The 24,563-nt window shown below is 47.7% G+C and carries 22 protein-coding genes and 1 pseudogene; 14 read left to right on the top strand and 9 right to left on the bottom strand.

The features are described from left to right. Positions 1-123: 123 nt before the first annotated feature. The gene (locus QUA56_RS17260; RefSeq protein WP_333359721.1) at positions 124-879 is read left to right on the top strand and encodes a Uma2 family endonuclease; all 756 of its coding nucleotides are present in this window, start codon (positions 124-126) and stop codon (positions 877-879) included. A gap of 58 nt (positions 880-937) precedes the next feature. Here the strand turns inward: QUA56_RS17260 and QUA56_RS17255 are convergent, their stop codons facing one another. Then, positions 938-2,641, bottom strand: a complete 1,704-nt coding sequence (locus tag QUA56_RS17255) for an NAD(P)/FAD-dependent oxidoreductase (RefSeq protein WP_333359683.1) — start codon at positions 2,639-2,641, stop codon at positions 938-940. Between the two features lie 93 nt (positions 2,642-2,734). Here QUA56_RS17255 and QUA56_RS17250 point away from each other — a divergent pair, with 93 nt between their 5' ends. Continuing rightward, positions 2,735-3,649: a PPC domain-containing protein gene (locus tag QUA56_RS17250; RefSeq protein WP_333359681.1), complete on the top strand. Its 915-nt coding sequence runs from the start codon at positions 2,735-2,737 to the stop codon at positions 3,647-3,649. Positions 3,650-4,020: 371 nt separating this feature from the next. Here QUA56_RS17250 and QUA56_RS17245 read toward each other — a convergent pair whose 3' ends face one another. Together QUA56_RS17245 and ribD are read right to left on the bottom strand one after the other, a co-directional pair. After that, a complete protein-coding gene (locus QUA56_RS17245) occupies positions 4,021-4,632 on the bottom strand; it encodes a hypothetical protein (RefSeq protein ID WP_333359679.1) in 612 nt (203 codons plus the stop codon). A gap of 52 nt (positions 4,633-4,684) precedes the next feature. Next, positions 4,685-5,860, bottom strand: a complete 1,176-nt coding sequence (gene ribD, locus QUA56_RS17240; RefSeq protein WP_333359677.1) for a bifunctional diaminohydroxyphosphoribosylaminopyrimidine deaminase/5-amino-6-(5-phosphoribosylamino)uracil reductase RibD — start codon at positions 5,858-5,860, stop codon at positions 4,685-4,687. 11 nt (positions 5,861-5,871) lie between these two features. Between ribD and QUA56_RS17235 the strand changes: the two genes are divergently transcribed. From QUA56_RS17235 to QUA56_RS17225, 3 genes are all read left to right on the top strand, one after another. Continuing rightward, positions 5,872-6,009 (top strand): hypothetical protein, encoded by a 138-nt coding sequence (locus QUA56_RS17235; RefSeq protein WP_333359675.1) that lies wholly within the window; start codon positions 5,872-5,874, stop codon positions 6,007-6,009. Positions 6,010-6,051: 42 nt separating this feature from the next. After that, entirely contained in the window at positions 6,052-6,912 is an 861-nt protein-coding gene (locus QUA56_RS17230) for an FAD-binding domain-containing protein (protein ID WP_333359673.1), read from the top strand. 168 nt (positions 6,913-7,080) lie between these two features. Continuing rightward, on the top strand, positions 7,081-7,494 hold the full coding sequence (locus QUA56_RS17225) for a hypothetical protein (protein WP_333359671.1): 414 nt from the start codon (positions 7,081-7,083) through the stop codon (positions 7,492-7,494). A 266-nt stretch (positions 7,495-7,760) separates the two neighbouring features. Here QUA56_RS17225 and QUA56_RS17220 read toward each other — a convergent pair whose 3' ends face one another. Next, positions 7,761-8,300, bottom strand: coding sequence for a cyclic nucleotide-binding domain-containing protein (locus tag QUA56_RS17220; RefSeq protein ID WP_333359669.1), 540 nt, complete (start codon positions 8,298-8,300; stop codon positions 7,761-7,763). 148 nt (positions 8,301-8,448) lie between these two features. Between QUA56_RS17220 and QUA56_RS17215 the strand changes: the two genes are divergently transcribed. Together QUA56_RS17215 and QUA56_RS17210 are read left to right on the top strand one after the other, a co-directional pair. Beyond that, a complete protein-coding gene (locus QUA56_RS17215) occupies positions 8,449-8,718 on the top strand; it encodes a hypothetical protein (RefSeq protein ID WP_333359667.1) in 270 nt (89 codons plus the stop codon). Between the two features lie 237 nt (positions 8,719-8,955). Continuing rightward, entirely contained in the window at positions 8,956-10,065 is a 1,110-nt protein-coding gene (locus QUA56_RS17210; RefSeq protein ID WP_333359666.1) for a hypothetical protein, read from the top strand. Here the strand turns inward: QUA56_RS17210 and QUA56_RS17205 are convergent. Further along, entirely contained in the window at positions 10,024-10,323 is a 300-nt protein-coding gene (locus tag QUA56_RS17205) for a hypothetical protein (RefSeq protein WP_333359664.1), read from the bottom strand. The genes QUA56_RS17210 and QUA56_RS17205 overlap by 42 nt on opposite strands. Before the next feature lie 71 nt (positions 10,324-10,394). Between QUA56_RS17205 and QUA56_RS17200 the strand changes: the two genes are divergently transcribed. The 6 genes from QUA56_RS17200 to QUA56_RS17175 all read left to right on the top strand — a co-directional run bounded on the left by QUA56_RS17200 (position 10,395) and on the right by QUA56_RS17175 (position 20,786). Next, positions 10,395-10,670, top strand: a complete 276-nt coding sequence (locus QUA56_RS17200) for a hypothetical protein (protein WP_333359662.1) — start codon at positions 10,395-10,397, stop codon at positions 10,668-10,670. Further along, positions 10,663-11,004 (top strand): type II toxin-antitoxin system PemK/MazF family toxin, encoded by a 342-nt coding sequence (locus QUA56_RS17195; protein WP_333359659.1) that lies wholly within the window; start codon positions 10,663-10,665, stop codon positions 11,002-11,004. The genes QUA56_RS17200 and QUA56_RS17195 overlap by 8 nt, the downstream gene beginning before the upstream one ends. Before the next feature lie 64 nt (positions 11,005-11,068). Beyond that, on the top strand, positions 11,069-14,188 hold the full coding sequence (locus QUA56_RS17190) for an AAA family ATPase (protein WP_333359658.1): 3,120 nt from the start codon (positions 11,069-11,071) through the stop codon (positions 14,186-14,188). 382 nt (positions 14,189-14,570) lie between these two features. Beyond that, positions 14,571-17,879, top strand: coding sequence for a PAS domain S-box protein (locus QUA56_RS17185; protein ID WP_333359656.1), 3,309 nt, complete (start codon positions 14,571-14,573; stop codon positions 17,877-17,879). A 159-nt stretch (positions 17,880-18,038) separates the two neighbouring features. Continuing rightward, positions 18,039-19,913: an adenylate/guanylate cyclase domain-containing protein gene (locus QUA56_RS17180; protein ID WP_333359654.1), complete on the top strand. Its 1,875-nt coding sequence runs from the start codon at positions 18,039-18,041 to the stop codon at positions 19,911-19,913. A gap of 270 nt (positions 19,914-20,183) precedes the next feature. Then, complete coding sequence (locus QUA56_RS17175) at positions 20,184-20,786, top strand: Uma2 family endonuclease (protein WP_333359652.1); 603 nt, start codon at positions 20,184-20,186, stop codon at positions 20,784-20,786. A 9-nt stretch (positions 20,787-20,795) separates the two neighbouring features. Here the strand turns inward: QUA56_RS17175 and QUA56_RS17170 are convergent. The 4 genes and pseudogenes from QUA56_RS17170 to QUA56_RS17155 all read right to left on the bottom strand — a co-directional run. Further along, positions 20,796-20,975 (bottom strand): annotated as a pseudogene (locus QUA56_RS17170) (YebC/PmpR family DNA-binding transcriptional regulator); the annotation flags it as partial. Positions 20,976-21,236: 261 nt separating this feature from the next. Further along, positions 21,237-22,796 (bottom strand): hypothetical protein, encoded by a 1,560-nt coding sequence (locus QUA56_RS17165; protein WP_333359650.1) that lies wholly within the window; start codon positions 22,794-22,796, stop codon positions 21,237-21,239. Positions 22,797-22,806: 10 nt separating this feature from the next. Continuing rightward, entirely contained in the window at positions 22,807-23,574 is a 768-nt protein-coding gene (locus tag QUA56_RS17160) for a YebC/PmpR family DNA-binding transcriptional regulator (protein WP_333359648.1), read from the bottom strand. A 105-nt stretch (positions 23,575-23,679) separates the two neighbouring features. Next, positions 23,680-24,318, bottom strand: a complete 639-nt coding sequence (locus QUA56_RS17155; protein WP_333359646.1) for a histidine phosphatase family protein — start codon at positions 24,316-24,318, stop codon at positions 23,680-23,682. 63 nt (positions 24,319-24,381) lie between these two features. Here QUA56_RS17155 and QUA56_RS17150 point away from each other — a divergent pair, with 63 nt between their 5' ends. Beyond that, entirely contained in the window at positions 24,382-24,552 is a 171-nt protein-coding gene (locus tag QUA56_RS17150) for a hypothetical protein (RefSeq protein ID WP_333359644.1), read from the top strand. The last annotated feature ends 11 nt before the right edge of the window (positions 24,553-24,563 follow it).

Here is a 24,563-nt window from a genome sequence, read left to right as displayed (position 1 = left end):
GGGCGGAGCGAAGCGTAGGGTTCACTTCGTTCAACCCAACCTACAAATCTAAAAACCTCACTGTCAAATGTCAACTATTTAAATTATGCTATGATAAGACATCAAACTTTAGAAAGTAAAGTTATGGTCGTTACTCAAGATAACCCAGGACAAAAAACGTTAGAACTGACCGTAACTTGGGAGAAGTTGCCAGACGACTTCCAATTAGAAGAAAAACCCGTGGAGAATACAGGTCAACCGCTAATTGCTGGAGCACTGCGAGAAATCTTAGAACTGAGAGGATCGATCGGGTCACAAATGCTGATAGCCAGCAATTTCGGCATTTGCGCTACTGTCAACGGCGAGTTAGTAATCAAAGCACCAGATTGGGTTTACGTACCGTCGGTCTCGCCCGCCGAATCGAGAAGAGACCGCAAAAGCTATACCCCAAACTTGGAAGGAGAAATCCCGACCATTGTCATGGAATTCTTGTTGGAAACAGACGGTGGGGAATATTCTATCAAACGTACTTTTACTCCGGGAAAGTGGTTTTTTTACGAACAAATTCTGCAAGTACCAACTTACATCATTTTTGACCCAGAAACTGGCTTGCTGGAAATATATCGCTTGCAAAATGGCAACTACGAACTAGAATTTCCTGACGCGGAAGGTCGTCACTGGATGGCAGATTTTGGTTTGTATTTAGGAACGTGGCGGGGGGAGAAAGAACAGCGTACAGGCTATTGGTTGCGCTGGTGGGATGAAGCAGGAAATCTGCTTTTATGGGGTGTAGAAGAGTTAGCAGCAGAACGCCAGCGGGCCGATCGCGAACGTGAACGGGCCGATCGACTGGCTGAATATTTGCGCGATCGGGGAATTAACCCGGACGAGATTATTTGATAAGTTGTACGCCATATCTGTAGGGACACGGCATTGCCGTGTCCGCAATTACTCCATATTATCTAATACTCGGCTTCCTATTCCCAAGATTCCGGGCTCCGGGAACTTTTCGGCTCGGACGGCGACTGTTCAAACTGCTAGCAGTTCGAGCATTCACAGCATCAGCAGCAGCTATTAAACCCAAATCTTGCAAAATTTCAACAGCCGCCCTTTGTCCCGTTTCGCAACCGCCTTCCATGTAACCTTGATTTTCCAGCGAAGTGTGTTCCCCGGCAAAATATAAATTGCCAACTCGTTCGCCTTCAACGCCGTACATTTGCGTCCACTGTCCGACTAAATAGCAGGCATAAGAACCTTTAGAAAAGCGTTCACCAGGCCAATAAGCTCGCACAGCTTTGCCCGATCGCAAATTTCTCACTCCGGGAAAAACTCTTTCAAATTGGTTCAAAAATCTTTGTGCTTGGTCTTCTGGAGTTCCAGCACCGATCGACAAACCCTGCTTTCCTCCTGTAAAATTAGTGATCAAACCGTTAGGAGTAGGGGCGAAAGGCGTAGCTTCCCAGGTATTCTGGAATCCTAAATCGCTATAAACAGAAGCAGTCGATCGATAAAGTTCCCGCCAAATTCGGCTGCGGTAGCCGGTAACTAATTTAGAATTAGTACCGTAACCCAATTGCTCGATCGCCCTGCGCTTTGGTTGGGGCAAAGGTACGTTAATTTTAACGTCTCGCAGAGTGCTGAACGGCAAAGTTAACAAAACTCGCTCGTAAGTGCGCTCGAACGCGCTTTGTCCCGATCGCAAATTTACCCGATAGCGGCCATCCGGCAAAAGAGTAATCGCTTCCAAAACCGTCCCCGCCTCGATCGAACCAGACAATTGACCCGCCAAACTGTTGATAATTTGACTGTTGCCACCGTCAATCTCATAACGCTCATCGCTGTTGCCGTACAATTCAAAACTGCCAGCTTCAGAACCGATTAAAAACAGCAGATTTAATGCCGACTGTTCTTCGGGATCTCGACCGAATTCCCCCGTGTAAGCAATGCGGAGTAACTGCCGGACAATCGTGCTAGTATCAGCTCGATCTACATATTCAGCGATCGAAAGATTGTCCAATCTTTCCGCTGCTTCTGTAAAATCTTGATAGCTAATGTTATCTCCGATAGCGCCCAAATCTCCATTAATTTTACTCGCTAGCGGCGCAAAGTCGGCGATTATTTGCTCAAGAGAAAAGCGGCGCCCTTCAAAGAAAAAAGTATCCTTCACCAGTCCACTCTGCACTTGGGCTAAGTCGATCGCCCGCAAACCCAATTCCGTCGCCAGCGAGATTAAATTAGTATGACCGGTGTCAATAAATGCTCCTCCCACGTCCACCGGAATCAGCGTTCCAGCCGCCTTGGGAATAGTGCGAATCCGCCCCCCCACGCGGTTCGTTGCCTCGATTATATCGGCGCGCACGCCCGCTTGGCGCAAGCGATAAGCCGCCGTCAAACCCGCAATTCCTGCACCCACAACCAAAATCGGCGATCGCCCGCCCTGTTGAGCAAAAGCTCCCCCTCCCTCCCTGGTAAAAGTCGCAGCAGCGACTGCCCCCGCAGCAGCTAAGCCCCCGTGCAGCAAGCTACGCCGAGATATGGGAGAATTGGGAGTGCGATCTGTCAGCATCCCCAGCAGTTCATCAGCCGGAATGCCCGTTTCCCTTGATTTCTGGGCAATACTCGCAGCGCGGCGCAGCATTGCCATCAGTCCAGATTTAGCCATAATTAAGACACCCTCACAAAACAAAACTTTGATGTAAACTGGATTCTCGATCGTGCACTTTCCAGACTAAAGTCCAGAGAGATTTTTTTAATAATGCTAACCCTCAGAACACTGTTCGACAGCAAATTTTATCTCGAAAACAACCCAGATGTCGCCGTAGCAGTTGCCAGAGGCACGGTATCGAGTCCCTTCGATCACTACCGAAAAATTGGCAAATTTGAGAATCGCGACCCCAATGCCCTGTTCGACGCCAGCTATTATTTAGACACCAATACAGATGTAGCGACATCAGCCAAACTCAACGGCTTTTCAGCAGCCGATCACTTTATCAGATTCGGTCAATTTGAAGTTCGCAGCCCCAACCCTTTCTTCGATGTTGGTTTCTATCTAGCAAGCAACCCAGACGTTCAGACAGCAGTCCAAACAAATCAACTTACCGCATTTGAACACTACTTCAACGTCGGTCAATTTGAAAACCGCAAACCCAGCGTTTTCTTCGATCCCAGCTTTTATCTAGAAAAATATCCGCTGGTAGCAGCAGCAGTCACAAACGGCGCAGTTAAAAGTGCGATCGGCCACTACATTCAATTCGGTCAACAAGAAGGACTGTCGAGCACTCTCCCCGATCCCGCCGACAATTTGAACGCAGCAAAAAACCTGGGTATTCTGGGAGAAATTCAAACTGCGAGCGATTTTGTAGGCGCTGCTAAACCAACCGAAATTTACAGTTTCATCCTCAATACTCCGAGCCTTTTTAGTGTAACTGTTGACGGTTTGAGTGCAGATGTTGATGTAGAATTAATTCAGGATATCAACGGCAACGGCGCAGTTGGATTGGACGATATTATTGCTTCGTCTAATAATTTAGGCACGGCTTCGGAACAGATTGTGAGTAATGGCGCTTTGCCTGCGGGGACTTATTTCGTCCGCGTTTCTCAATTTCAAGGCGATACAAATTATGACTTGAGATTGCTATCGGCTCCCTCAGCAATACCGCCCCAAACTTAAAATCAAATTAACTTACAGCAGATTCCACATTTATGAAGTACACCCGCCTATCGTTAGCTTCCCGTAGGGACACGGCACTGCCGTGTCCCTACAATTCACAAACCTGGAATACGCTGTATAGCAATCCTAAATGATTTGAAAAATAGTACGCGAGCAAGATGCTCGCACTACAAGGATTCCGATCTCGATCGATTTTGCGACTGATTTAGGACTGCTATATATAGCAAGCCTAAATCCCTCAAGCAAACACACACTCTTCTCTTCTGTTCCTTCGCGCCTTCGCGGTTCGTAAAAAAACATCTGGTTCACAAATGATTTAGACTTGCTATAAAACAGGTTGCAAACAGGGCGATCGACAATTTGCCCGGGTTTCACTTATTAGTTTCTGGCCCTCCAGGAGAAGGCAAAGATTGAAGAGGTGTTGGAGGCAAATTAGAGCGACTTCTGGTTAGAGTAGCAGACACTAAAGCATAGCCCAAAATAGCAGGAAGCACGATCGCGCTCAGAAACACGATCGCCGCAGCCCAAGTCATCGCATTCGAGATCGGGCCGTAATGAGTGCGGTAAGGGTCAAATGTTGGTAAATTAGGTCTCGGGGCGTCCCGCAGCGCGATCGGACGTTTGAACCGCACCCGCCTGTCGTCGAGCTTTTCAAGCAAAATCCAGCCAACTTCCGCCTCTTCTTGGCACAGCTTGTGAAAAATCGCAGGATTGCGAAACAAATCGTTGCTAGCCCGCACAATCTTGTACTCCCAAACCGTCAAATCAACAGCATTGGGAGCGGATTTGGGATTGCCATTCGAGCTAGCATTTTCAGGCGCATTAAAATTATCTTCTTGAGATTCGTACCGAGTCAAAACTTCCTCCTCCTCGTCGTATTTTTGCCCCGCAGCCAATTGCTCGCGGCTCACCAATATACCCAGGATCGCAGCCTCCAAGCCGAGACTGCCAACCATCAAACTCCAAATCAGAATTTCAACCATAAAAGGAGTTAAAAGTTAAAAATCAAAAACTAAAAAGACTCGCTTTTAACTTTCAATCTTTAATTTTCAAATAGCCTTCCACCAGACAATCTGCACCTACCGCGCGCCAAGAAACCTGCTCTAAAGTCAAAGCATCAGTCATTGCGGAAAACCCCAAATCTCCCACAGGAGTTGGAGCTCCTTGGCCGCCGACAATTTTAGGAGCAATAAAAGCCATAATTTTTTGAACTGCACCCTCAGCAATTGCGTTGGCCGCCAAAGTGCCGCCGCATTCCCAAAGTACAGAAAGAAAAGATCGATCGTACAAATAAGCCATCACATTAGTCGGCGTCAGCGGCGACAATTCCACAACTTCCACCCCTTTTGCGATCAAAAATTCCTGAAATTCGGGGTTAACACCAGGCTCAGTCAGCACCAAAGTAGCCGCCACAGAGGTTTCCCACAACCAAGCCGACTTCGGCAAATCCAGAGTGCGGCTCATCACCACCCGCAGGGGATTATTCCTGTCAGGCTGGTGACTCGTCAGTAAGGGATTGTCCAGACGCACCGTATTTCCCCCAACAATCACAGCATCGCAGCCGACGCGCACCCGGTGTACCTCGCTCCGAGCCTCCTCGCCTGTCACCCAAGCGCTGTGGCCGCTACTGGTAGCAATTTTACCGTCCAAAGTCATCGCATATTTCAAAATTCCCAAAGGCCGGCGGTACAAAATCCGGTGTACGAAAGCCTCGTTGAGTTTTTGGCAAGCTTCCCCTTCCACTCCCGCCACCACTTCAATCCCAGCCTCTCGCAACCGAGCTAGCCCAGTTCCAGCTACCAAAGGATTCGGATCGACCATGCCAGCCACTACTTTTGCCACCTTGGCCTTAACTAAAGCTTCGGAACAGGGAGGAGTCCGCCCGTAGTGGTTGCAGGGTTCCAGGTTGACGTAGACGGTCGCTCCTTCGGCGAGTTCCCCCGCTTCCCGGAGCGCAAAAACTTCGGCGTGAGGTTGACCGGCACCGGGATGAAACCCTTCGCCGACAATCTTGCCGTCTCGGACAATTACAGAACCGACTAGCGGATTGGGTGCGGTTTTGCCGAGAGCACGGCGGGCTAATTCTATACAGCGGCGCATCATAGCTCGATCGAACTCTTGAACTTCGCTGTTTTCCAGTTGTTTTGTACCTTGCTGCTGTCCGTTAGCTAAGCTGGCGATCGCTTTAGCGTCCGCCGGAAAAGTTTCCATAAGATTTTGGTATGATATCTATCCCTGAGTGTACTGACTTTGATGCTAATTTTGGCTGCGAGCCGACGATCGATTGCTGCTGGGGCAAACTGTACGTTACCAGGAGCGAAGGGTTTAGGGCGATCGACCCCGCACGCCCGATCGAATAGCTTTAACATGAGGAAAGAATAGCAGGCGCTTGAGAAAAAACAATGAGTCAGGACATGGAGCGGGAATTTGCCAGCCGCGACGAATTAATTGCCTACGTGCGCGAACAGTTCCCCGAAGCTGCCGCCCGGGACAGCAGCGTACCCCCGATCCTAGGCGGGCGCAAAGCTGCTGAAAAAGCGCTGCAACAAGTCGATCCCGGCAAGTACGCCTCAACCCGCAATTTCCTCAACGGTGCGGTAACGCGCTTGTCGCCCTATTTGCGCTACGGCGTTTTGAGTCTTGCGGAAGTCCGGGATGCCGTGCTGGAGAAGGTGCCGCATCAAGAAGATGCCGTAAAACTCGTCAACGAGTTGGGTTGGCGGGATTATTGGCAGCGACTGTACGCCGAATTGGGCAACGGGATTTGGCAAGACCGGGAAGCTTACAAAACTGGTTACACTGCTAAAGATTACAGCGAAACTCTGCCGCAGGATGTCATAGAGGGCACGACTGGTTTAGTTTGCATCGACAGTTTCAGCCGCGAGTTGCGAGAAACTGGTTATTTGCACAACCACCAGCGGATGTGGACTGCCGCTTATCTGGTACACTGGCGGCGCGTGCGCTGGCAAGCCGGAGCTCGCTGGTTTTTGCAACATTTGCTAGATGGAGATCCGGCGAGCAACAATCTTTCTTGGCAGTGGGTAGCGAGCACTTTTAGCCACAAACCTTATTTTTTTAATCGCGAAAATTTGGAGCGTTACACTAAGGCGGTTTATTGTCGCGATTGTCCTATGTACGGGCAATGCGATTTTGAGGGAACTTACGAATATTTGGAAGGGCAGTTGTTTCCTTATGGAGAAAAGGTCGATCGCAGCGGCGGTTCTAAAAGTTGGCAAGGCTCTAAAAAAGGTCGCAGAAATTAAAAAGTCAGTAGTCAGTAGTCATTAGTCAGTAGTCATTAGTCATTAGTCATTAGTCATTAGTCAACAGTCAACAGTTAACAGTTAACAGTTAACAGTTAACAGTCAACAGTTAACAGTCAACAGTCAACAGTCAACAGTCAACAGTCAACAGTTAACAATTACTAATTTATGAACAATCCGATTATTTGGCTGCACGGTGACTGTTTGAATCCTGAAGGCCAGGCTTTTCAAGCGCACCCAGAGGCACCGGCAATCTGGGTTTGGGATGATGCGCTGATTGATGAATGGCAGTTAAGTCTCAAACGAATGGTGTTTATTTACGAATGTTTGCTGGAGTTGCCTGTAGTTATTCGGCGGGGCGATGTGGCTGCGGAAGTTATCGCTTTTGCGATCGAATCCGGCGCTAATCAAGTGGTGACTGCGGAAAGTCCCAGTCCTCGGTTTCAGGATATTTGCCGGGAAATTAAGCGATCGCACCCAGTAGAAGTTTTGCCGCCAGAACCGTTTGTCCGCTACGATGGTTACATTGATTTGAAGCGTTTTTCCCGCTATTGGCGCGTCGCTGAAAAATATGTTTTTTAATGGTAATTGGGAATTGGTTGCATCGGAATAATATATTTGGATGATCTCGCGTGCGAGCGTCTCGCTCGCGGCATAGATCGCTCGCGGCATAGATCGCTCGCGAGACATAGATCGCACTACATTATTCCGATCCTGCCAGATTTGATATTACGCAACGGATCAATTTTCACGCTATCCGTGGGGGTAAGGTGCGCCCACAAGCACCCTACAGATAGTGCCTGTGCGTAAGTCCTGAAATAACTAATAACCAATAACTAGCAACCAATTTAACTTCCCTTCAAACGCTGCAACAGCCATTGAAATCTAGATTCAGCCAAATCTGGATTTTCGACATTTTGCGGGATGGCGCGCTCGTCGTCGTCTGACTCTTGATATATTAAATAATCAGTATCATCGCCGAAGCGTTTGACTGTACCCCGCAGTCTCGACGACAGAAATTTGGTAATCGCCCGATAAAACCGCAGAGAAAAAAGCACGTCTTGCTCGAGTTTTTCAGTTAGCAGCCGCCTGGGAATTGACAGAATGAGGCACTCTTCAATTGCTGTGACGCTAGCAGAAGGAAGCCTCCCGTCTACAAAAGACATTTCGCCCAACACTTCCCCGGAAATAATTTTTCCAATTTCTTTGTCGCAAGATGATACAGCAACGCTCAAAGTTCCATCCAGAACTATGTACAGGGCGTCTAAGGGCTGACCTTCGGTGATGAGGGTGGTGCCGGGGAGGACTTGGGTACGGGTGCCGTTGGCGAGCATCCAATCGATGTCGCGATCGCTCAATTCGCCTAATATGACTAGAACTTTGCTCATAAAGTCAGGTTGAGATGAAATAATTTGTATTTTTTTACTTGTTTAGTTGCGTGCTGTTGTGAGATGGTCAGACCCTGAGCGAAAGCGAAGGCTAAACTTTACAAATAGGACACTAAATTTTAGACAATTCTAATAATATTCAGTAATTTTGACACGATCGAGCCACAACAGTTTGTCGGATCAGTGCTATTCTACATTACTTGTCAGGGACTGTGCAGCAGCCGATCGCGTTGTTTTAACTGCGCTTGTTTTGGACGGCGGGGCTGTCAAAACTGTTTTGAAAGCTTGCTGTCTCTTGGTTTCGAGGCGGTGCGCCCTCAAAAACCGGATTTTTCCGGCGTGGCTGCGAGTGCAGCGCCCCCAAGTACAGAATTGTAGAATGCAAGCGAGACGCGCGATCGACCCTTTAATTAAATAAAATCGAGCGTGTAATCCTCCCTAGGATTGATTTTTAGCCGATCGATCGGTAAATTAAAATTAGCCTCAAAACCGGCCGTCGGTTCTTGAATCTAATCAGCTTGAGAGTTGACTCTTCAACGGTTGAGTGCCAATCTAGGAACAACACAACTCAAATTTGTGTCTTTTTTTAGCAAAGCTCTCGACGGTCGCCCTCAAACACTTACACTTTTAACACACGGTTCATTGAGGAGTTTCTATGAATAGTCTATTTTCCAAGTCGGCTTTTGCGTTAATAAACCTTGCAGCTTTAGCTGTTTGTTGCAGTACCATGTCAGCGAAAGCTGAAACGGGCAACTTGCCCGATGTCGGTACAACTGCAACTTTGGCGACTCAAAATATTGACCAAATTTCTGAGCCGGCGGCAACTTCAGCAGTTAAACCCGACGCAGAAACAACGGCTAGTAATACCAAAATTGATTCTATCAGTTGGAGCGAACTAACAGAAGCGGCAGACCCTGCAGCCTCCGAACCGGCAGCCAACTTGCAAGTATCTATTGCTGCACCAGAAAAATCGGAAGCAGCAACATCTGAAATTGCTGGGACAGAAACTGCGCCAAATACCTCGATTGCTGCTGAGATCCAAAAGTCGGAAGAAACCGCTACAATTGCTGATAATGGCGTCAAAGTGCAGTCAAATGTCGAGACTGCCAAAAAGAGCGATCGACCTACTTCAATTGTTGCCGATCGCAATAATTCTGAACTAACAGCAACGAAGGAAGAAAAAGAAGTCAAAACAGCACAAGAAGTGTTGAGCAATCCTGTCAGCACTTCCGCCTCAACTCTGAGAAACCAACCGAAAGTTGCTGAAAAACCAGGAACTGTCTCGGAACCCACTAAAAAAGTGGCTCAAGATACTCAAATCCGACCAGGCCGGGCTACCCGTTCTGGGCCCAGCTACGTCGGTATTGGCGGCAATCTAGGTTTTGGCGGAGATTCATCATTAGGCGACAGTTCATTTGCGATTATTAGCAAAATTGGTTTGACCAACAATTTCTCGGTGAGACCGACTGTTTTGTTCCGCGACAACTTAACTATTCTAGTTCCCGTTACCTACGATTTTGTATCTCAAGAGGCAGTCGAAGTCAGCGATGATTTTGTGATTACTGCTGCTCCTTATGCAGGTGTTGGCGTCGCATTTTCTACCGGTGATGACAGTAATTTTGGCTTCCTGATTTCGGGGGGTGTAGATGTGCCGCTGTCGAGAAATTTTACAGCAACAGCGGGACTGAATGTTGGTTTTCTCGACGGAGCTGAAGTGGGATTGTTACTCGGTGTCGGCTATACGTTCCCGAATATTGCCAGGTAGTGTTGCTGTTTGATCAAACGCACGACAAGTAAATAGGCGCGGGGTTGGCTGTAGGAATACAGTCAACCCTTTTTGATGATGGAAAATCTGCCTGTGCGATCGAGGTAGGGTGCGCCATAAGCAGAGAGCGCCGAGATTGATTTTTGTGAAAGATATAATGATGGTGCGATCGATCTGAGATGTTGCGTCATTATTGTCAAGAACGGGCAAGATGCCCGTTCCACAATCAATCAAATTCACTCTTTGTGGAACAGGCATCTTGCCTGTTCTTGAAAATGGTTCAACATATGAGATCGATCGCACTTTCTCACCAACCACCCGAAAAAACCGTGACTAAAACAGAAATCTTAGCAGCCCTCAAAAATCTGACCGCAGAAGAACGCCTAGAAATCATCGAAACAGCTTCGCGGATGATGCGCGAAGAAATAGAAGAAAAAGCCCAGCGCAAAGCCGAGAGAAAGCTGAAACTCAGAGCCTCAGCAGAAGCAGCGGTTCCTTTGTATGAACCAGGAGGGCCGCTTCATGATTTGTGGTCGCCCGACAGCGAACCGTATTTCGATTCAGAGGAAGAATACCTGAACGCAGGGGTAAAAACTAATGCGTAAAGGCGAAGTGTGGCTTGTCAGACTAGATCCAACGGTGGGAGATGAAATTGGCAAAACTAGACCTGTTGCGGTTGTCAGCGATGATGAAGTGGGAAATTTGCGGCTCAAAGTAATTGTTCCAATTACAGCATGGAACGATCTTTTTTCCCCGCTGCAGTGGATGGTACAGCTCGAACCGACATCAGAAAATGGCTTGGCGAAAGTCTCAGCCACCGACACTTTTCAAGTCCGTTCCGTTTCCCAACAAAGATTTGTCCGACAACTCGGAACCCTGTCCGATACAATTATGGAAGACATTTCCGAAGCACTGACAATTGTTCTGGATCTGGATTGAATAACTAGGCAACAGCGCACAAATAGTGTTAATTATAGATAGATTGTACGGCGCGATGGCCTAAATGATTCCTATACAACTTACACTTAAAAATTTTCTCAGCTATCGCGAAGCTGCTTTAGACTTTCGCGGCCTGCACACCGCTTGCATTTGCGGGCCTAACGGTGCCGGCAAATCTTCTCTCTTAGAAGCGATCGCCTGGGCACTTTGGGGCTGTTGCCGCAGCGATACGGAAGACAATATCATCCATATCGGCGAAACAGATGTGCGCGTTGATTTCACTTTCTCCACCGGCGGCCAAATCTACCGGGTGATTCGCAACCGCCGGCGCGGACAATCGGGAAGTTTGGAATTTCAAGTCAGCTTGAATTCTGCCGAGAGCGAGGAAAAACTTAATTTTCGCACGCTCACAGACAAGGGTCTGAGAACAACTCAGCAAAAAATCCTCGAACACATCAAACTAGATTACGATACTTTCATTAACTCGGCGTATTTGCGGCAGGGGCGAGCTGATGAATTTATGCTCAAAAAGCCGATCGAACGCAAACAAGTTTTAGCCAATCTGCTCAAACTCGACTCCTACGATACTTTATCGGAACAAGCCAAAGATACGTCTAAACAATTTAAAGCTGAAGTCGATCTGCTCAAGCAGAGTTTGCAAACCGTACAAGAGCAACTGCAGCAAAAAGAGGCGATCGCCTCAGAACAAACTCAATTGCAGCAAGCAACGGATTTGCTCTCTTCACAGCAGCAAGCCGACACAACCGAGTTGCAGCAACTGCAACTCCAGCACCACAACCGCCAAACTTGGCAAAAACTCCTCGCCGGCCACCAGCAACAGCACTACAATATCTCTCAAGAATGCCGCCGCTTGCAGCAAGAACTCAGCGCAGCCAAACAGCAACAAAATGAGCTGCAAGCTCTCCTAGGACAAGAAAATGAAATAACAGCAGGCATCGCGTATTTCCATAGCTTGCAAGCCACAGAAGAGACTATGGCAGGAAAATTCAAGGTTAACCAACAAGCCCAAAGTCAGCGCCAAAAGTTGCAAGAACAGCAGCGCGACGAACTGAGCTTTTTGCAAAGCAAAATTCAGCAGTTGCAAGCTCAATTAGATGTTTTAGAACAGGATGAAAAAGATGTTCTGGAGATTCTCAAACAGCAGCCGGAGGTTGACAAAGGACTCGCACAGTTGCAAGCTACTCGATCGCGCCTCAACCAACTCGATCGACTGCAACTGCAAGTTTCGCCGCTGCTACAACAGCAGCAGCAAAAGCAACAAAAGCTCGATCGCGCCCGCGCCGGTTTAACCGCCCGCTTAGACGAAATCAACAGACAGGTGCAAGTTCAGCAGCAGCAGCGACAGCCGCAATTACAGCAGGAAATCTCGGCCATCGCCAATCAAATTTTGCAGTTGGAAAACAAGCGAGTTTATCAGCAGCGAGTCCGCGAAAAAGGTCAAGAAAGGCACGACTTTCTAGGAAACCTGCAAGCCAAAAGCCGCGACTATCAAACCAGACTTGCCGAGCTCGACCAAAAACTGCAACTGCTGCGGAAACATGAAGGAGAAAAAACCGCAGGCGAAGGTAAAGCCTCGAATTTTGCGGAAAACGAGCCATCGAATTCGCCTTTAATGGTGCGAGATACAAATTTTGGCAATTGTCCTTTGTGCGATCGACCTTTAGACGAACACTACTGGAATTTGGTAGTCGCAAAACACCACTCCCAACAGCAGGAAATCTGGAACCAACTGTGGGTTGTGCGCGAACAGTTGGCCGTCTCCGAGCGCGAAATTCAAGTCCTCAGACATGAATACCGCGAACTAGAAGAGGAATTAGCGCCCTACCAAGAATTGCGGGAACGCCGCAGCCATTTGCAAGCACAATTAGATAGCCTGGGCCAAGACGAAAACCGGCTGCAAAGTATGCGTCAAGACGCGGCAGAAATAGAGCGGTTGCTTCGCACCGGCGAGTATGCAGCCGATGACTTGGGCCAACTCCAACAAATCGAACAGCAACTGCAACAGCTCAATTACAGCGATCGCAGTCACTCCCTCGCCCGCAGCGATGAAAAGCGCTTGCGGTGGGTGGAAATTAAGCAAGCTCAAATCAAAGACGCTCAGCAGAAACTGAATAAAATTAATGCCCGCCGCCCGGATTTGCAAACTCAATTAGCCACGGTACAGCAACAGTTAGAACAGCAAAAAAATAGCTCGGAAATACAGCAGCAAATTCTGTCTTTAGATAGATACATTGCGGAAATTGACTATAATTTGGAACAGCACGAACACGTCCGCAGCGAAATGCGCCGATCGCAGTTTTGGATCGCCCGCGCCGAAAAATTGCGATCGGCAACTGTGCAGTACCCGCAAGTGCTGCAGCGGGTTAATGAAATAGCAAGTTCGATCGCTGTGCGCGATCGAGATTTGCAAGCTGTCAGCGCTCAAACTTCAGCGATGAACCAGCAGTTGCAAGAACATCCCGATCCCACAGCCCGCATCAGCGCGATCGAACAGCAAATCAGCCGCCGCCGCCAGCAGCTTGACCAACATTTGGGAAGTCTCGGACGCCTCCAGCAGCAGCAGCAAAATCTGGAAAATCTGCAAGTTCAGCTAGTAGCTCAAAAAGAGCAAATGCAAGTTGCAAAACGCCAGCAGCGAGTTTATCAAGAGTTGGGTCAAGCATTTGGTAAAAACGGCATTCAAGCTTTAATGATTGAAAATGTTTTGCCTCAACTAGAAGCGGAAACCAATCAGATATTGGCAAGATTGAGCGCGAATCAATTGCACGTTCAATTTATCACTCAGCGGGCTGCTGCTTCTAAAAAAGCAACTAAATTGATTGACACTTTAGACATTTTAATTGCTGATGCTCGCGGTACTCGCGCCTACGAAACTTACTCGGGCGGTGAAGCTTTTCGGATTAATTTTGCGATTCGGCTGGCGCTGGCGAGACTGCTGTCTCAGCGGGCGGGTACGGCTTTGCAAATGTTGATTATCGATGAGGGATTCGGGACTCAGGATGCTGAAGGGTGCGATCGGCTGATTGCTGCAATTAATGCGATCGCCTCCGACTTCGCCTGCATCCTCACCGTTACCCATATGCCCCACCTGAAAGAAGCTTTTCAAGCCAGGATTGAAGTAAGCAAAACTGCTCAGGGTTCTTGCATCAACTTGTCAATTTAAAAGGGTTGGCGAGCCGGATGGAAGGTGGAGAAGAAAAAAGTTGAAAATATCAGTATTTTCACTTTCTGTTTTCTTTCCGCCTTCGGTATTTTCACCTTCTGTTTTCTGGATCAATGCGGAATGCCTTCGCTTATACTACTTTCAAACAAGAAGGCAACAGTAGGCCCGTACTCCAAACCATGATGAATCACTCATTGCCAATCTAAAATCTAAAATCTAAAATCTAAAATGGTATTGCTCGTCTCCCCCGCCGGCTGTTTTTGCCTGCTGACTTTGTTAACAAGGCTAAATTAAAAATAAGATCATAGAATAAGAATAGCTCAAGCTATTGATAATTTTGTATTTTTCTGTCCGCTCCTCGGGAGTTTGGATCTTGCCACCGATGACAACAGACTCTTTCCACCTGTCTTTGCTAGAGCGGGCGATCGCAGCGTCGAGCAGCAGCATCCTCATCGCGGATGCTACTAGGCCTGACATACCTATTATCTACTGCAATCCTGCTTTTGAGAAACTGACCGGTTACAGTGCCGAAGAAGTTATTGGACGCAACTGCCGGTTTTTGCAGGGTCCGGATACCGATAGCGCCGAATTAGACAAACTCCGCAGCAGTTTGCGATCGGGAACAGAAATTAAGGTAGTTCTCAAAAATTATCGCAAAGACAAAACTCCTTTTTGGAACGAATTAATCGTTTCCCCCATCCTAGACAACGAGGGAAAATTAACTCATTTTATCGGAGTTCAGAACGATATTAGCAAAAGAGTAGCAGCCGAAACAGCCAGGGAAGAAAGTGAAGAAAGATTGCGGGCGATCGCCACTGCGACTCCCGTTCCCCTGCTAATTACTCGCCTAGAAGACAGCGTAATTTTGTACGCAAATCCAGCCTTCGGGAAAACTTTAGGTTTGAGTTCTGAACAGTTTGTAGGCAGCAAAAAGAGCGACTTTTATGCTAATGTGAGCGACAGCAGTCAATTACTAGAATTAGTCAAACAAAACGGCTGTAGCGACAGCGAACAAATCTGCCTCAAGAAAGCAAACGGGAGTTTTTTTTGGGTAAAAATGTCGATGCGATCGATTAATTTTAACGGCGAAGCAGCTATTTTATCGGCATTTTACGATATTACCGATCGCGTAGAAGCAGAAACAGCACTGCGGCAAAGCGAAGCGAGGTTTCAAAAACTAGCCGCCAACGTTCCCGGAATGATTTATCAATTTCAGTTAGCAGCAGACGGCACTGTGTCATTACCCTACGTCAGTTCCGGCTGCCGCGAACTCTACGAATTAGAACCAGAGGTACTCCAAAATTCAGCTATTCTCGCGATCGAAATGCTTCATCCAGACGATGCCCAAAGCTTCCAGGAATCTGTTGCTATCTCAGCTAAAACTTTAGAGCCTTGGCGGTGGGAAGGCAGATTAGTTTTCCCGGGCGATCGCATTAAGTGGATTAGCGGGGCTTCGCGACCAGAACGGGGCGAAAAAGATGACATTATTTGGGACGGCTTGTTGATTGACATTACCGATCGCAAACAAGCAGAATCAGCACTGCGGCAAAGCGAAACCCGATCCCAAAAAATGGCCGCCAATGTGCCGGGAATGATTTATCAATACTTGCTGCGTCCCGACGGTTCCAATGAATTCATTTATGTCAGTTCCGGCTGTTGGGAACTCTACGAATTAGAGCCAGAAAAAGTTCAAAAAAACTCCGATTTAATGTGGTTAACGGTGCATCGAGAAGACCTAAAACCTCTGTTAGAATCAGTCGCAATTTCAGGCGAAACTTTAAAACCTTGGACATTTGAAGGGCGGATCGTAACGCGATCGGGAAAACTGAAATGGATTCGCGCCATCGCCCGCCCCGAACTGCAACCGAGCGGCGATATACTTTGGGAGGGGGTGACAATCGACATCAGCGATCGCAAGGTAGCAGAAATCGCCCTCAGCGAGTCAAAAATTGCCCTGCAACAAGCCAATCAAGAACTGGAAAAGCGCGTCCTAGAACGAACGGAAGCCTTGCAAAGATCCCAGAAAATGCTGTGGTTGGTAATCAACAACATCCCTCAGTTAATTGCCTGGAAAGATCGAGATTTAGTTTACTTGGGAGGTAACAAAAACTTTGCTAAACTCGCAGGTTTCAATCACCCCAGTGAAATCGCCGGTCTCACAGACTTCGATATGCCCTGGAAGCCCGAAGAAACAGAAGTTTTTCGAGCCGGCGACAGCCGTATCATGGCAACCAACACCCCAGAATATCACATCATAGAATCAAAAATGCAAGCCGACGGCACCCAATGCTGTCTGGAGACAAATAAAATACCTTTACACGACAATTACGGCAATGTTGTCGGCATTTTGTCTACGTTTGAAGACATCACCGACCGACTTTCCCTAGCAGCTCAAGTCCGCGCCAGCGAGGAACTATTTCGCACAATTTTTGAAGATGCACCAATTGCTATCTACTTAGCCAATTTAGACGATAACAAGTTAGTGCGAGTCAATAAAACTTACTGCGAAATGCTGGGATATACCGCAGCAGAATTGCTGAGCAAAACATTTATAGAAATTGGGCATCCCGAAGATTATCAAAAAAATCTCGAAGTTGCTGGTGCTCTCGATCGGGGACAAGTTACGAGCTATCAAATCGAAATCCGCCAGATAGCCGCTACAGGTAAAATTGTTTGGGTAAACGTGACAGCTACTTTGATTCGAGACGGCGAAGGAAAACCTATTTACAACTTAGGGATGATTGAAAATATAACCAACCGCAAAATTTCCGCCGCAGCACTCCAAGCTTCCGAATCTCAATTGAGAAAACAAGCAGCCCAATTGCAAGAAGCCTACGAACAGCTACAGCACGCTCAAATCCAATTAGTTCAATCAGAAAAAATGTCGAGCCTCGGTCAGATGGTGGCTGGGATCGCCCACGAAATCAACAATCCCGCAACTTTTATTAACGGCAATATCGGTCACGCATACAACTATTTTAACGATTTAATAGAACTCTTGAATCTATACCAGGAATGCTACCCGTCCCCAGTTCCTCAGATTGCTGCAAGAGTTAAGGACTTAGAGTTGGATTTCCTGAAGGAAGACTTGCCAAAAATGCTAAATTCCATGACAGTAGGAGTAGAAAGAATCAGTAAAATTGTGTTGTCGCTGCGGAACTTTTCGCGACTGGATGAATCAGAAATTAAGTTGGTAGACATTCACGAAGGAATTGACAGTACGCTGTTAATTTTGCAGCACCGCTTCCATCAGGCAAGTAGAAAAAGCCGGATTGAAATTATTAAAGAATACGGAAAAATCTCGAAAGTTTACTGTTGTCCGGGGCAGTTGAACCAAGTATTTCTCAACATTATCAGCAATGCGATCGACGCTCTAGAAAACCAACCGCAACCTCGGACGATCGTGATTCGCACCCTCATGAAAAAAGCCGGGTTGAAAAGTCATAGTAATAGCAAGCTCAGTCAGTGCGATCGCATCGTCATTTGCATCGCCGACAGCGGCCCGGGAATGAGCGAAGACGTTCGCAAACGGCTGTTTGACCCCTTCTTCACCACCAAACCGGTCGGCTCTGGAACCGGTTTGGGATTATCCATCAGCCATCAGATTGTGGTAGAAAAACATAGGGGAAGCCTGCGGTGCATCTCAGCACCGGGACAGGGAGCGGAATTCTGGATAGAAATCCCGTGCTGAGCGATCGTCCATTAATCTAAAAGTTTCAATATCTAACTTTTAATTCCCAATTGCCGTCGGTGCTTGAGTTATCCGGGTTTTGAATTAACCGCACCAAGGCGCCGAAATAAATCGCATTCAGCGGTGTGCTAATCTGCTGCCCTTATTCGCTAGGCAATTATGCTGAAAAAACTACCTTTATCCTGGTCTCGCTACATTCCAGCCGGGTTGACGCTCGCTTTGGGTGTCGGACTGTCGGCGCTGGCATTTGCCTTGGTTTGGGACTGGGAAGACAACCGCCGCGACTACGAAATGCACCGCCGCATCGACGATATTTCGATCGGCATCGAACGCCAGCTAAACTCCGACTTAGACGCAGTTCTCGCCCTCAGCGACTACATGAAAGCCTTTAGCGCCGTCGAGCGTTCCTCTTTTGCCCGGTTTGTCGCCCGTCCCCTATCCGTCCACCCCAGCCTGCAACTCTTGGCTTGGGCCCCCCGCATCCCCTATTCTCAGCGGCGCAACTACGAAACCAAAGCCAGAAGCGAAACCGACTCCAGCTTCGAGATTACAGAGCGCGGCCCCCGAGGAGAACTGCGTAAGGCCCCTGAGCGTTCCGAATACTTCCCGGCTTTCTACGTCGAACCAACAGCCGGAAACGAGACAGTATTGGGCTTTGACCTCGCCTCCCACCCAGAAATCCGCGCCGCGCTCGATCGAGGCCGCGATACTGGAGAAATGATTGTCACCAACTACGTCGGCCTAACCCAGGGCAATTCCCCGGAACTAGGTCTTTTGGCCATAGTTCCGATTTACGAAAACAGCACTAAACCGACTACCCTGGAATCCCGCCGCCAACTGCTGCAAGGATTTGTTCTGGGCGTATTTCGAGGCAAAGATATTTTCCAAACCTCTTTAAAAGGACGCAATACCGACTACCTCACCATTTATCTCGCCAGCCAGGCTCCAGACAAGCAAGAAGCACCGCCGCTGTTACCGCACACGGGCAACCCCGTTCTCAAAAATCTGCCTGCTGACGGCCCTATTCAGCAATTTGCGGTGCTGTTCCAATCCGCCAGCCAAGAAGTGATCCCAGCATCAGCCGCTGCGGAACGATCCCTCAGACAAAACTGCCCGATTCTTTACAATCCAGGCCCGGAGTATACAGCTTGCAAAAGGCTGCTGAAAATTAACGGCCGCCAGTGGTCTATGTACGTGTCCGCAACGCCGGAAATTCGCAGGATTCGCAAGCACTGGCGCTCTTGGGGAACTCTGACGATGGGGATGCTGTGGACTCTGATTCCGGTGACATATATGCTGACAGCTTTGAGCCGCACCGCCCAAATCGAAAAGCTAGCCCGAGAAAGAATTCGCCAAGCCGAACAGTTGCAGGCTGCTTACCAGCAGTTGGAACTCGAACAAGCTAAATCCGAGCAACTGCTGCTGAACGTTTTGCCGGCAGCGATCGCCCTGCGTTTGAAGGACAATGAACATAATATTGCCGAAAGTTTTGGGGAAGTGACTGTGATGTTTGCGGACATTGTGGGGTTTACAGAACTTTCGTCGAGAATTTCAGCGACTGCGGTGGTGGAAGTGCTCAACGATATTTTTTCGGCTTTTGACCACTTGGCCGATCGCCACGGTTTGGAGAAAATTAAGACTATTGGTGACGCTTACATGGTTGTCGGCGGTTTGCCTACGCCCCGCAAGGATCACGCCGAGGCAGTCGCGAACATGGCGATCGATATGCTACACGAAATTCGGCTCCTCAGTTTAGAACATTCGGAACCTTTCAGCATTCGGATCGGGATTAGCAGTGGCCCTGTCGTTGCCGGCGTCATCGGCTTAAAAAAGTTTATTTACGACCTCTGGGGCAACACAGTAAATATTGCTTCGCGAATGGAATCCCACGGGATTACCGGCTGCATTCAAGTCACTGCCGAAACCTACGAGATATTAAAAGATAAATATTCTTTTCAGAAGCGCGGCGCCATTCAAGTTAAGGGCAAGGGATACATGGTTACTTATTTGCTGACTGGGAAAAAAGATTATTGACAATCAAGCATCCAGGATACAAGCCCCCGGATTCATCCCTGGAGAAATAAAAAACCTGTATCCGATAAAGGAGCCCCCGAATTTATCCGTGGGGTCAATGCTTCAATTCTAAAATCTAAAATCTAAAATCTAAAATCTAAAATCGATTGACTCAGCCCAAAAACGGATACAAGCGTCCGACTCCCCGATCGGCTAAGACTTTCGATCGCCAAGCTAAGATATGATAAGTTCAAGGTATTCTGTGACACCTGCACCAACTGAGGAAAAACCATGACGACGCTGCTAATTCAAACCCAAAGCGTCCCAATGACGGTCAATTTCCCTGCGATCCAATCGATGACTGTTGAACAGTTCTATGAATTCTGTCTAGTTAATCGCGATTTGAGAATTGAGCGTACTGCCAGTGGGGAAGTCATTATCATGTCACCCGCCTTTTCAGATACAGGGAACCGCAACGGTAAGATTGCCCTACAACTTGCAAACTGGGCAGAACAAGATGGCACAGGTGAAACGTTTGACTCCAGTGCAGGCTTTACCTTGCCCAATGGAGCAACTCGCTCCCCCGATGCCTCATGGATTAAACTAGAGCGCTGGAATGCCTTAACTGAAGAACAAAAAGCCTCATTCGCACCCATTTGTCCAGACTTTGCGATCGAATTGCGGTCTGCTAGTGACACTCTCAAGGGATTGCAAAACAAGATGCAAGAATATATTGACAACGGTGTATCGCTCGGCTTTTTGCTCGATCGCAAAAACAGAAAAGTCTACATCTACCGTCCCGATCGCGAACCTGAAATCTTAGATAATCCTGAAACAGTCAGCGCAGATCCAGAGTTACCGGGATTTGTCTTGCGGATGGCAAAAATCTGGTGATTTAGATCGTTAAACCATACTCAAAGACATCAATTCCTCTGTCATTTCAAAATTAGCCGTCACACTTTGCACGTCGTCCAAATCTTCCAGTGCATCCATTAACTTAAGGAGCGATCGAGCTTTTTCAGGAGTGTCTATTTCCACTGTATTGCTGGGAATCCAGCGAGTTTCCGACTGCAAAACTGCAAAGAAAGTTTTTTTGTTTCAAATGATACTCCCCGCTCTTTCATAGACTGGGATTATGGGTTCATATATCCCTTATTTTTTAGCTCGAATCACTAAATCAATTAACTGTTATCGTCCCAGAGTTGTACCCCATTCGCTTGAGCCAGTTTATGAGCATTGGATTTGACATTTCCGGGCGTGAACGCACGGAGGAGTTTGCGATCTAGCTTAGACTTCAGTTTGTGCTTCAGTGGCTTCCGATACCGCATCCTCGATCGAAGTTGGCTAGGCTTGCTTTTGAGCTTGCTTTCTTTTGCTCAAAACAGCCCGTTGAATTGTCAGCAAAATTTTCCCCTCTTGTTCATTAATTTCACCGTCAGCCTCTATCATCTCAGTGCATCGCTTTAAAAGTGGTTCGGCAAAGTCGAGTTCGAGTTGTTCGAGTAAAATATCCAACTTGGGAGGCAATTTAGACTTATTTTTCACAGCTTCAATTTCAGCTAAAGACTTGGGATTTAAATTGGCCGCTTGTAATTGGGGTAATAACTCATCCCATCGGGTGAATTTTTGGGTGGTATAGACGACATACACCAAAATCCAATCCATCACCGTTTCTTGTGCGATCGCTTTCTCTAAATATTGCTCACTTTCCGCTTGCAAGACTTCTCGTAAATCTTCGAGCTTGGTTTCGATTTTCGAGGAATCGAGATGCGCTTCATAAAACCGACAAGCACCGTATCCCAGCGCGTAAATCATTGTCGCACTGGCACTAGCATTAATTACCGCACCCGCCAAGGGAATATTGCTGACGAGCATAACTCCAGCTTCGATCGCTAAATTGCTCCCCAAGGATAAACCGAAAATAGCGACAACTTCTTTTTTGCGATCGCTCGATCGCAAATCCATGCCATAGGCGGCAGCAATTTGATAAACCAACTCGGCGGATAACGCCGTCATTGCCGCTAAATCCATGCCAGACAACGCCAAAGCCACGCCGGGAACTAAACTGCTCACCAAGCCACTTCCTGCAGCTAGCAAGGCTTTTTCCACCATTAAGCGATGTGCGATTTGTTGAGGTTTCTTGTGAGGATATTGGCGCTGCAACTCTCGAACTTGCGCCTCGGCATTTACGACATCAACAGCATCTATAGCATTAACTAACCAGTCGATTTTGAACTTTTGGGTCAGTTTTTTCAGGATAGGACTCTGCGAAATAAAAACTAGGGATGAACCAAAAAAATTGGGAAATTGGAGTGCTGCACTTCCGGCATTCCCTACCGCATTGCCTACCGCACTCGCGGTATTAACAACAATCTCACCTCCAGCACTGCTTGCTGCATTCCCCACCGCACTCGCGGTATTAACAATCGCACTTCCGGCACTGCTTGCTGCATTCCCCACCGCACTCGCGGTATTAACGATCGCACTTCCGGCATTCCCTACCGCACTCGCAGTATTCGCGATCGCACTTCCCGCACTTGTCGCCGCATTTCCTACTGCACTCGCCCTTGCAGAGACGGCTCCGAAAACGGAACCGAACCAATTGGATTTATACCCTGGTTCAGCCTGCACCTCCGATTTGGATCGATCCTTGGTTTCTGATACTTCTGTTGCTGACAGAACTTCTTCTGAGTGGGTGCTGTCTTTTTTGCTTTCGTTGTTATCTAGCATGGCTTTACTGTGGGTTGAGATTTTCAATGCAGCTTTTTCAGCAATGCGTTGGATTGACACTCCCCACTCGCGTACAGATAGGGATTCGTTTCCTGGTAATAATAGTGTAGCGCGATCGTCCTGCTGGCGATTTTTCGTCTTTTGCAGTGCCAGCAGGAGGCTCCCATCCCTCATCTTTCAACCATTAAACCATACTCAAAGACATCAATTCATCTGACATTTCAAAATTAGCCGTCACGCTTTGCACGTCGTCCAAATCTTCCAGTGCATCCATTAATTTCAGGAGCGATCGAGCTTTTTCAGGAGTGTCTATTTCCACTGTATTGCTGGGAATCCAGCGAGTTTCCGACTGCAAAACTGCAAAATTATTTTGTTTCAAAACATCAGCCAACTGTTCCAAATTAGCCACACTTGTCAATACCTCTGCACCTTCAGTATCCTCATCAATTAATATCAAATCATAAGATTCGGCAGCCGCCTCTAGCGACGCTTCAAACAATTGTTCCTCATCAATCGGGCCGCGTACAGTACAAACTCCTTTGTGGTCGAACATCCAGCCCACACAACCAGTTTCGCCCAGGTTGCCGCCATTTTTAGTAAAAGCTTCTCGCAAGTCAGCCGCCGTGCGGTTCCGGTTGTCTGTCAGCGCTTCAATCAGAATAGCAACTCCGCCAACGCCGTAACCTTCGTAGCGAATAGCTTCTAAATCCGAACTTCCCCCCGCCAAGCCGGCACCTTTGGCGATCGCCCTTTCTATGTTTTCATTAGGAATATCCGCCGCCTTGGCTTTTTCTATAGCCGTCCGCAATTGAAAATTGCCAGCGGGATCGGGCACTCCGCTGCGGGCTGCGACAATAATTTCGCGAGATATTCTAGCAAAAACTTTGCCTTTAACGGCATCAACTCTAGCTTTTTGGCGTTTAATATTCGCCCACTTACTGTGTCCTGCCATATCGATTATTGTTAGTCAGTAGTCATTAGTCAGTAGTCATTAGTCAGCAGTCAGGATTAACGTAGGGTGCACACTGCACACAGAGTACATAAACTGAGTGCACAGTTAATTAAACCGGATCGCGGCTTCAGAGTCAGTCAGGTGAGAAGTATCGCCATTAAGTGCGATCGACCATTGTACATCTTGGCGCACCACTTTTACCAAACAGCACAGAGAAGCGTTAATTTCCGTTTCCGCACCGCCCGCCAGCCCGATCGCAGTTCCTAAAACCGACGCACCGTGACCTACTAATAACATATCCTCGGGAAACTCAGCCGCGAGGCGTTTAGCAGTTTCCCCCGCCCTTTTGAAACAAGCTTCTCCAGTTTCGGGATAATTAGCAATACCGCCTTTGTAGGAAGCATCAATCCTGGGAAAACGCCTGCACAAAGCTTCGACGGACTCAGTTTCCGGCATTTCTGTCATCCATTCAGGATTCAGCCATTCGCACAGTCCCCACTCTAGTTTAATTGACAAATCGAGAGCTTCTGCCGCGTGATTTGCTGTTTGGACGGTTCGCAGAAAAGGGGAAGCAAAAATATGAGAAATTCCTTCACCTTTGAGGCGATTGGCGAGTTGTTTCGCTTGAACGTGACCGTCTTCGGAAAGGTGGGGATCGTAGCGGTGTTCTGCGGTGAGAAACCAGTCCGGGTTAACGAAGTCGATGCGGTTTCCGTGTCGTGCGATCCAGACTGTTTGTGGCATGAGTTGGTTTTAGTTTGGCTTCTAGGTGTAATATTATATCAAAGATGCTGATTTAGGATCTTTATGAAATTCGAGTGGGATGAAAACAAGTTAATCCGTAGGGTGCGTCGCTGCGATATCTTAGATATAACTTCCAGATTTTTGAGGGCGACGCACCTTACTGACGAGAAGATTATGTGTACCGCACATACATGGAATATGCTGTATATCAAAGATATTGAAGTTTATGAATAAGGATGAAACAG

Source organism: Microcoleus sp. N3A4 (genome assembly GCF_036701805.1).
Lineage (GTDB): Bacteria > Cyanobacteriota > Cyanobacteriia > Cyanobacteriales > Microcoleaceae > Microcoleus.
Note: the sequence above shows the minus strand (reverse complement) of the source record. Positions and strands in the feature narration are given on the sequence as shown.

Excerpts from the sequence above, each read along its gene's own strand:
- QUA56_RS17160 (WP_333359648.1), bottom strand. The coding sequence starts at position 23,574 with ATGGCAGGACACAGTAAGTGGGCGAATATTAAACGCCAAAAAGCTAGA.
- QUA56_RS17150 (WP_333359644.1), top strand. The coding sequence starts at position 24,382 with ATGAAATTCGAGTGGGATGAAAACAAGTTAATCCGTAGGGTGCGTCGC.
- QUA56_RS17245 (WP_333359679.1), bottom strand. The coding sequence starts at position 4,632 with ATGGTTGAAATTCTGATTTGGAGTTTGATGGTTGGCAGTCTCGGCTTG.
- QUA56_RS17190 (WP_333359658.1), top strand. The coding sequence starts at position 11,069 with ATGATTCCTATACAACTTACACTTAAAAATTTTCTCAGCTATCGCGAA.
- QUA56_RS17220 (WP_333359669.1), bottom strand. The coding sequence starts at position 8,300 with ATGAGCAAAGTTCTAGTCATATTAGGCGAATTGAGCGATCGCGACATC.
- QUA56_RS17235 (WP_333359675.1), top strand. The coding sequence starts at position 5,872 with ATGATATCTATCCCTGAGTGTACTGACTTTGATGCTAATTTTGGCTGC.
- QUA56_RS17165 (WP_333359650.1), bottom strand. The coding sequence starts at position 22,796 with ATGAGGGATGGGAGCCTCCTGCTGGCACTGCAAAAGACGAAAAATCGC.
- QUA56_RS17195 (WP_333359659.1), top strand. The coding sequence starts at position 10,663 with ATGCGTAAAGGCGAAGTGTGGCTTGTCAGACTAGATCCAACGGTGGGA.
- QUA56_RS17180 (WP_333359654.1), top strand. The coding sequence starts at position 18,039 with ATGCTGAAAAAACTACCTTTATCCTGGTCTCGCTACATTCCAGCCGGG.
- QUA56_RS17260 (WP_333359721.1), top strand. The coding sequence starts at position 124 with ATGGTCGTTACTCAAGATAACCCAGGACAAAAAACGTTAGAACTGACC.
- QUA56_RS17255 (WP_333359683.1), bottom strand. The coding sequence starts at position 2,641 with ATGGCTAAATCTGGACTGATGGCAATGCTGCGCCGCGCTGCGAGTATT.
- QUA56_RS17250 (WP_333359681.1), top strand. The coding sequence starts at position 2,735 with ATGCTAACCCTCAGAACACTGTTCGACAGCAAATTTTATCTCGAAAAC.
- QUA56_RS17155 (WP_333359646.1), bottom strand. The coding sequence starts at position 24,318 with ATGCCACAAACAGTCTGGATCGCACGACACGGAAACCGCATCGACTTC.
- QUA56_RS17175 (WP_333359652.1), top strand. The coding sequence starts at position 20,184 with ATGACGACGCTGCTAATTCAAACCCAAAGCGTCCCAATGACGGTCAAT.
- QUA56_RS17230 (WP_333359673.1), top strand. The coding sequence starts at position 6,052 with ATGAGTCAGGACATGGAGCGGGAATTTGCCAGCCGCGACGAATTAATT.
- QUA56_RS17205 (WP_333359664.1), bottom strand. The coding sequence starts at position 10,323 with ATGCCTGTTCCACAAAGAGTGAATTTGATTGATTGTGGAACGGGCATC.
- QUA56_RS17185 (WP_333359656.1), top strand. The coding sequence starts at position 14,571 with ATGACAACAGACTCTTTCCACCTGTCTTTGCTAGAGCGGGCGATCGCA.
- QUA56_RS17225 (WP_333359671.1), top strand. The coding sequence starts at position 7,081 with ATGAACAATCCGATTATTTGGCTGCACGGTGACTGTTTGAATCCTGAA.
- QUA56_RS17210 (WP_333359666.1), top strand. The coding sequence starts at position 8,956 with ATGAATAGTCTATTTTCCAAGTCGGCTTTTGCGTTAATAAACCTTGCA.
- ribD (WP_333359677.1), bottom strand. The coding sequence starts at position 5,860 with ATGGAAACTTTTCCGGCGGACGCTAAAGCGATCGCCAGCTTAGCTAAC.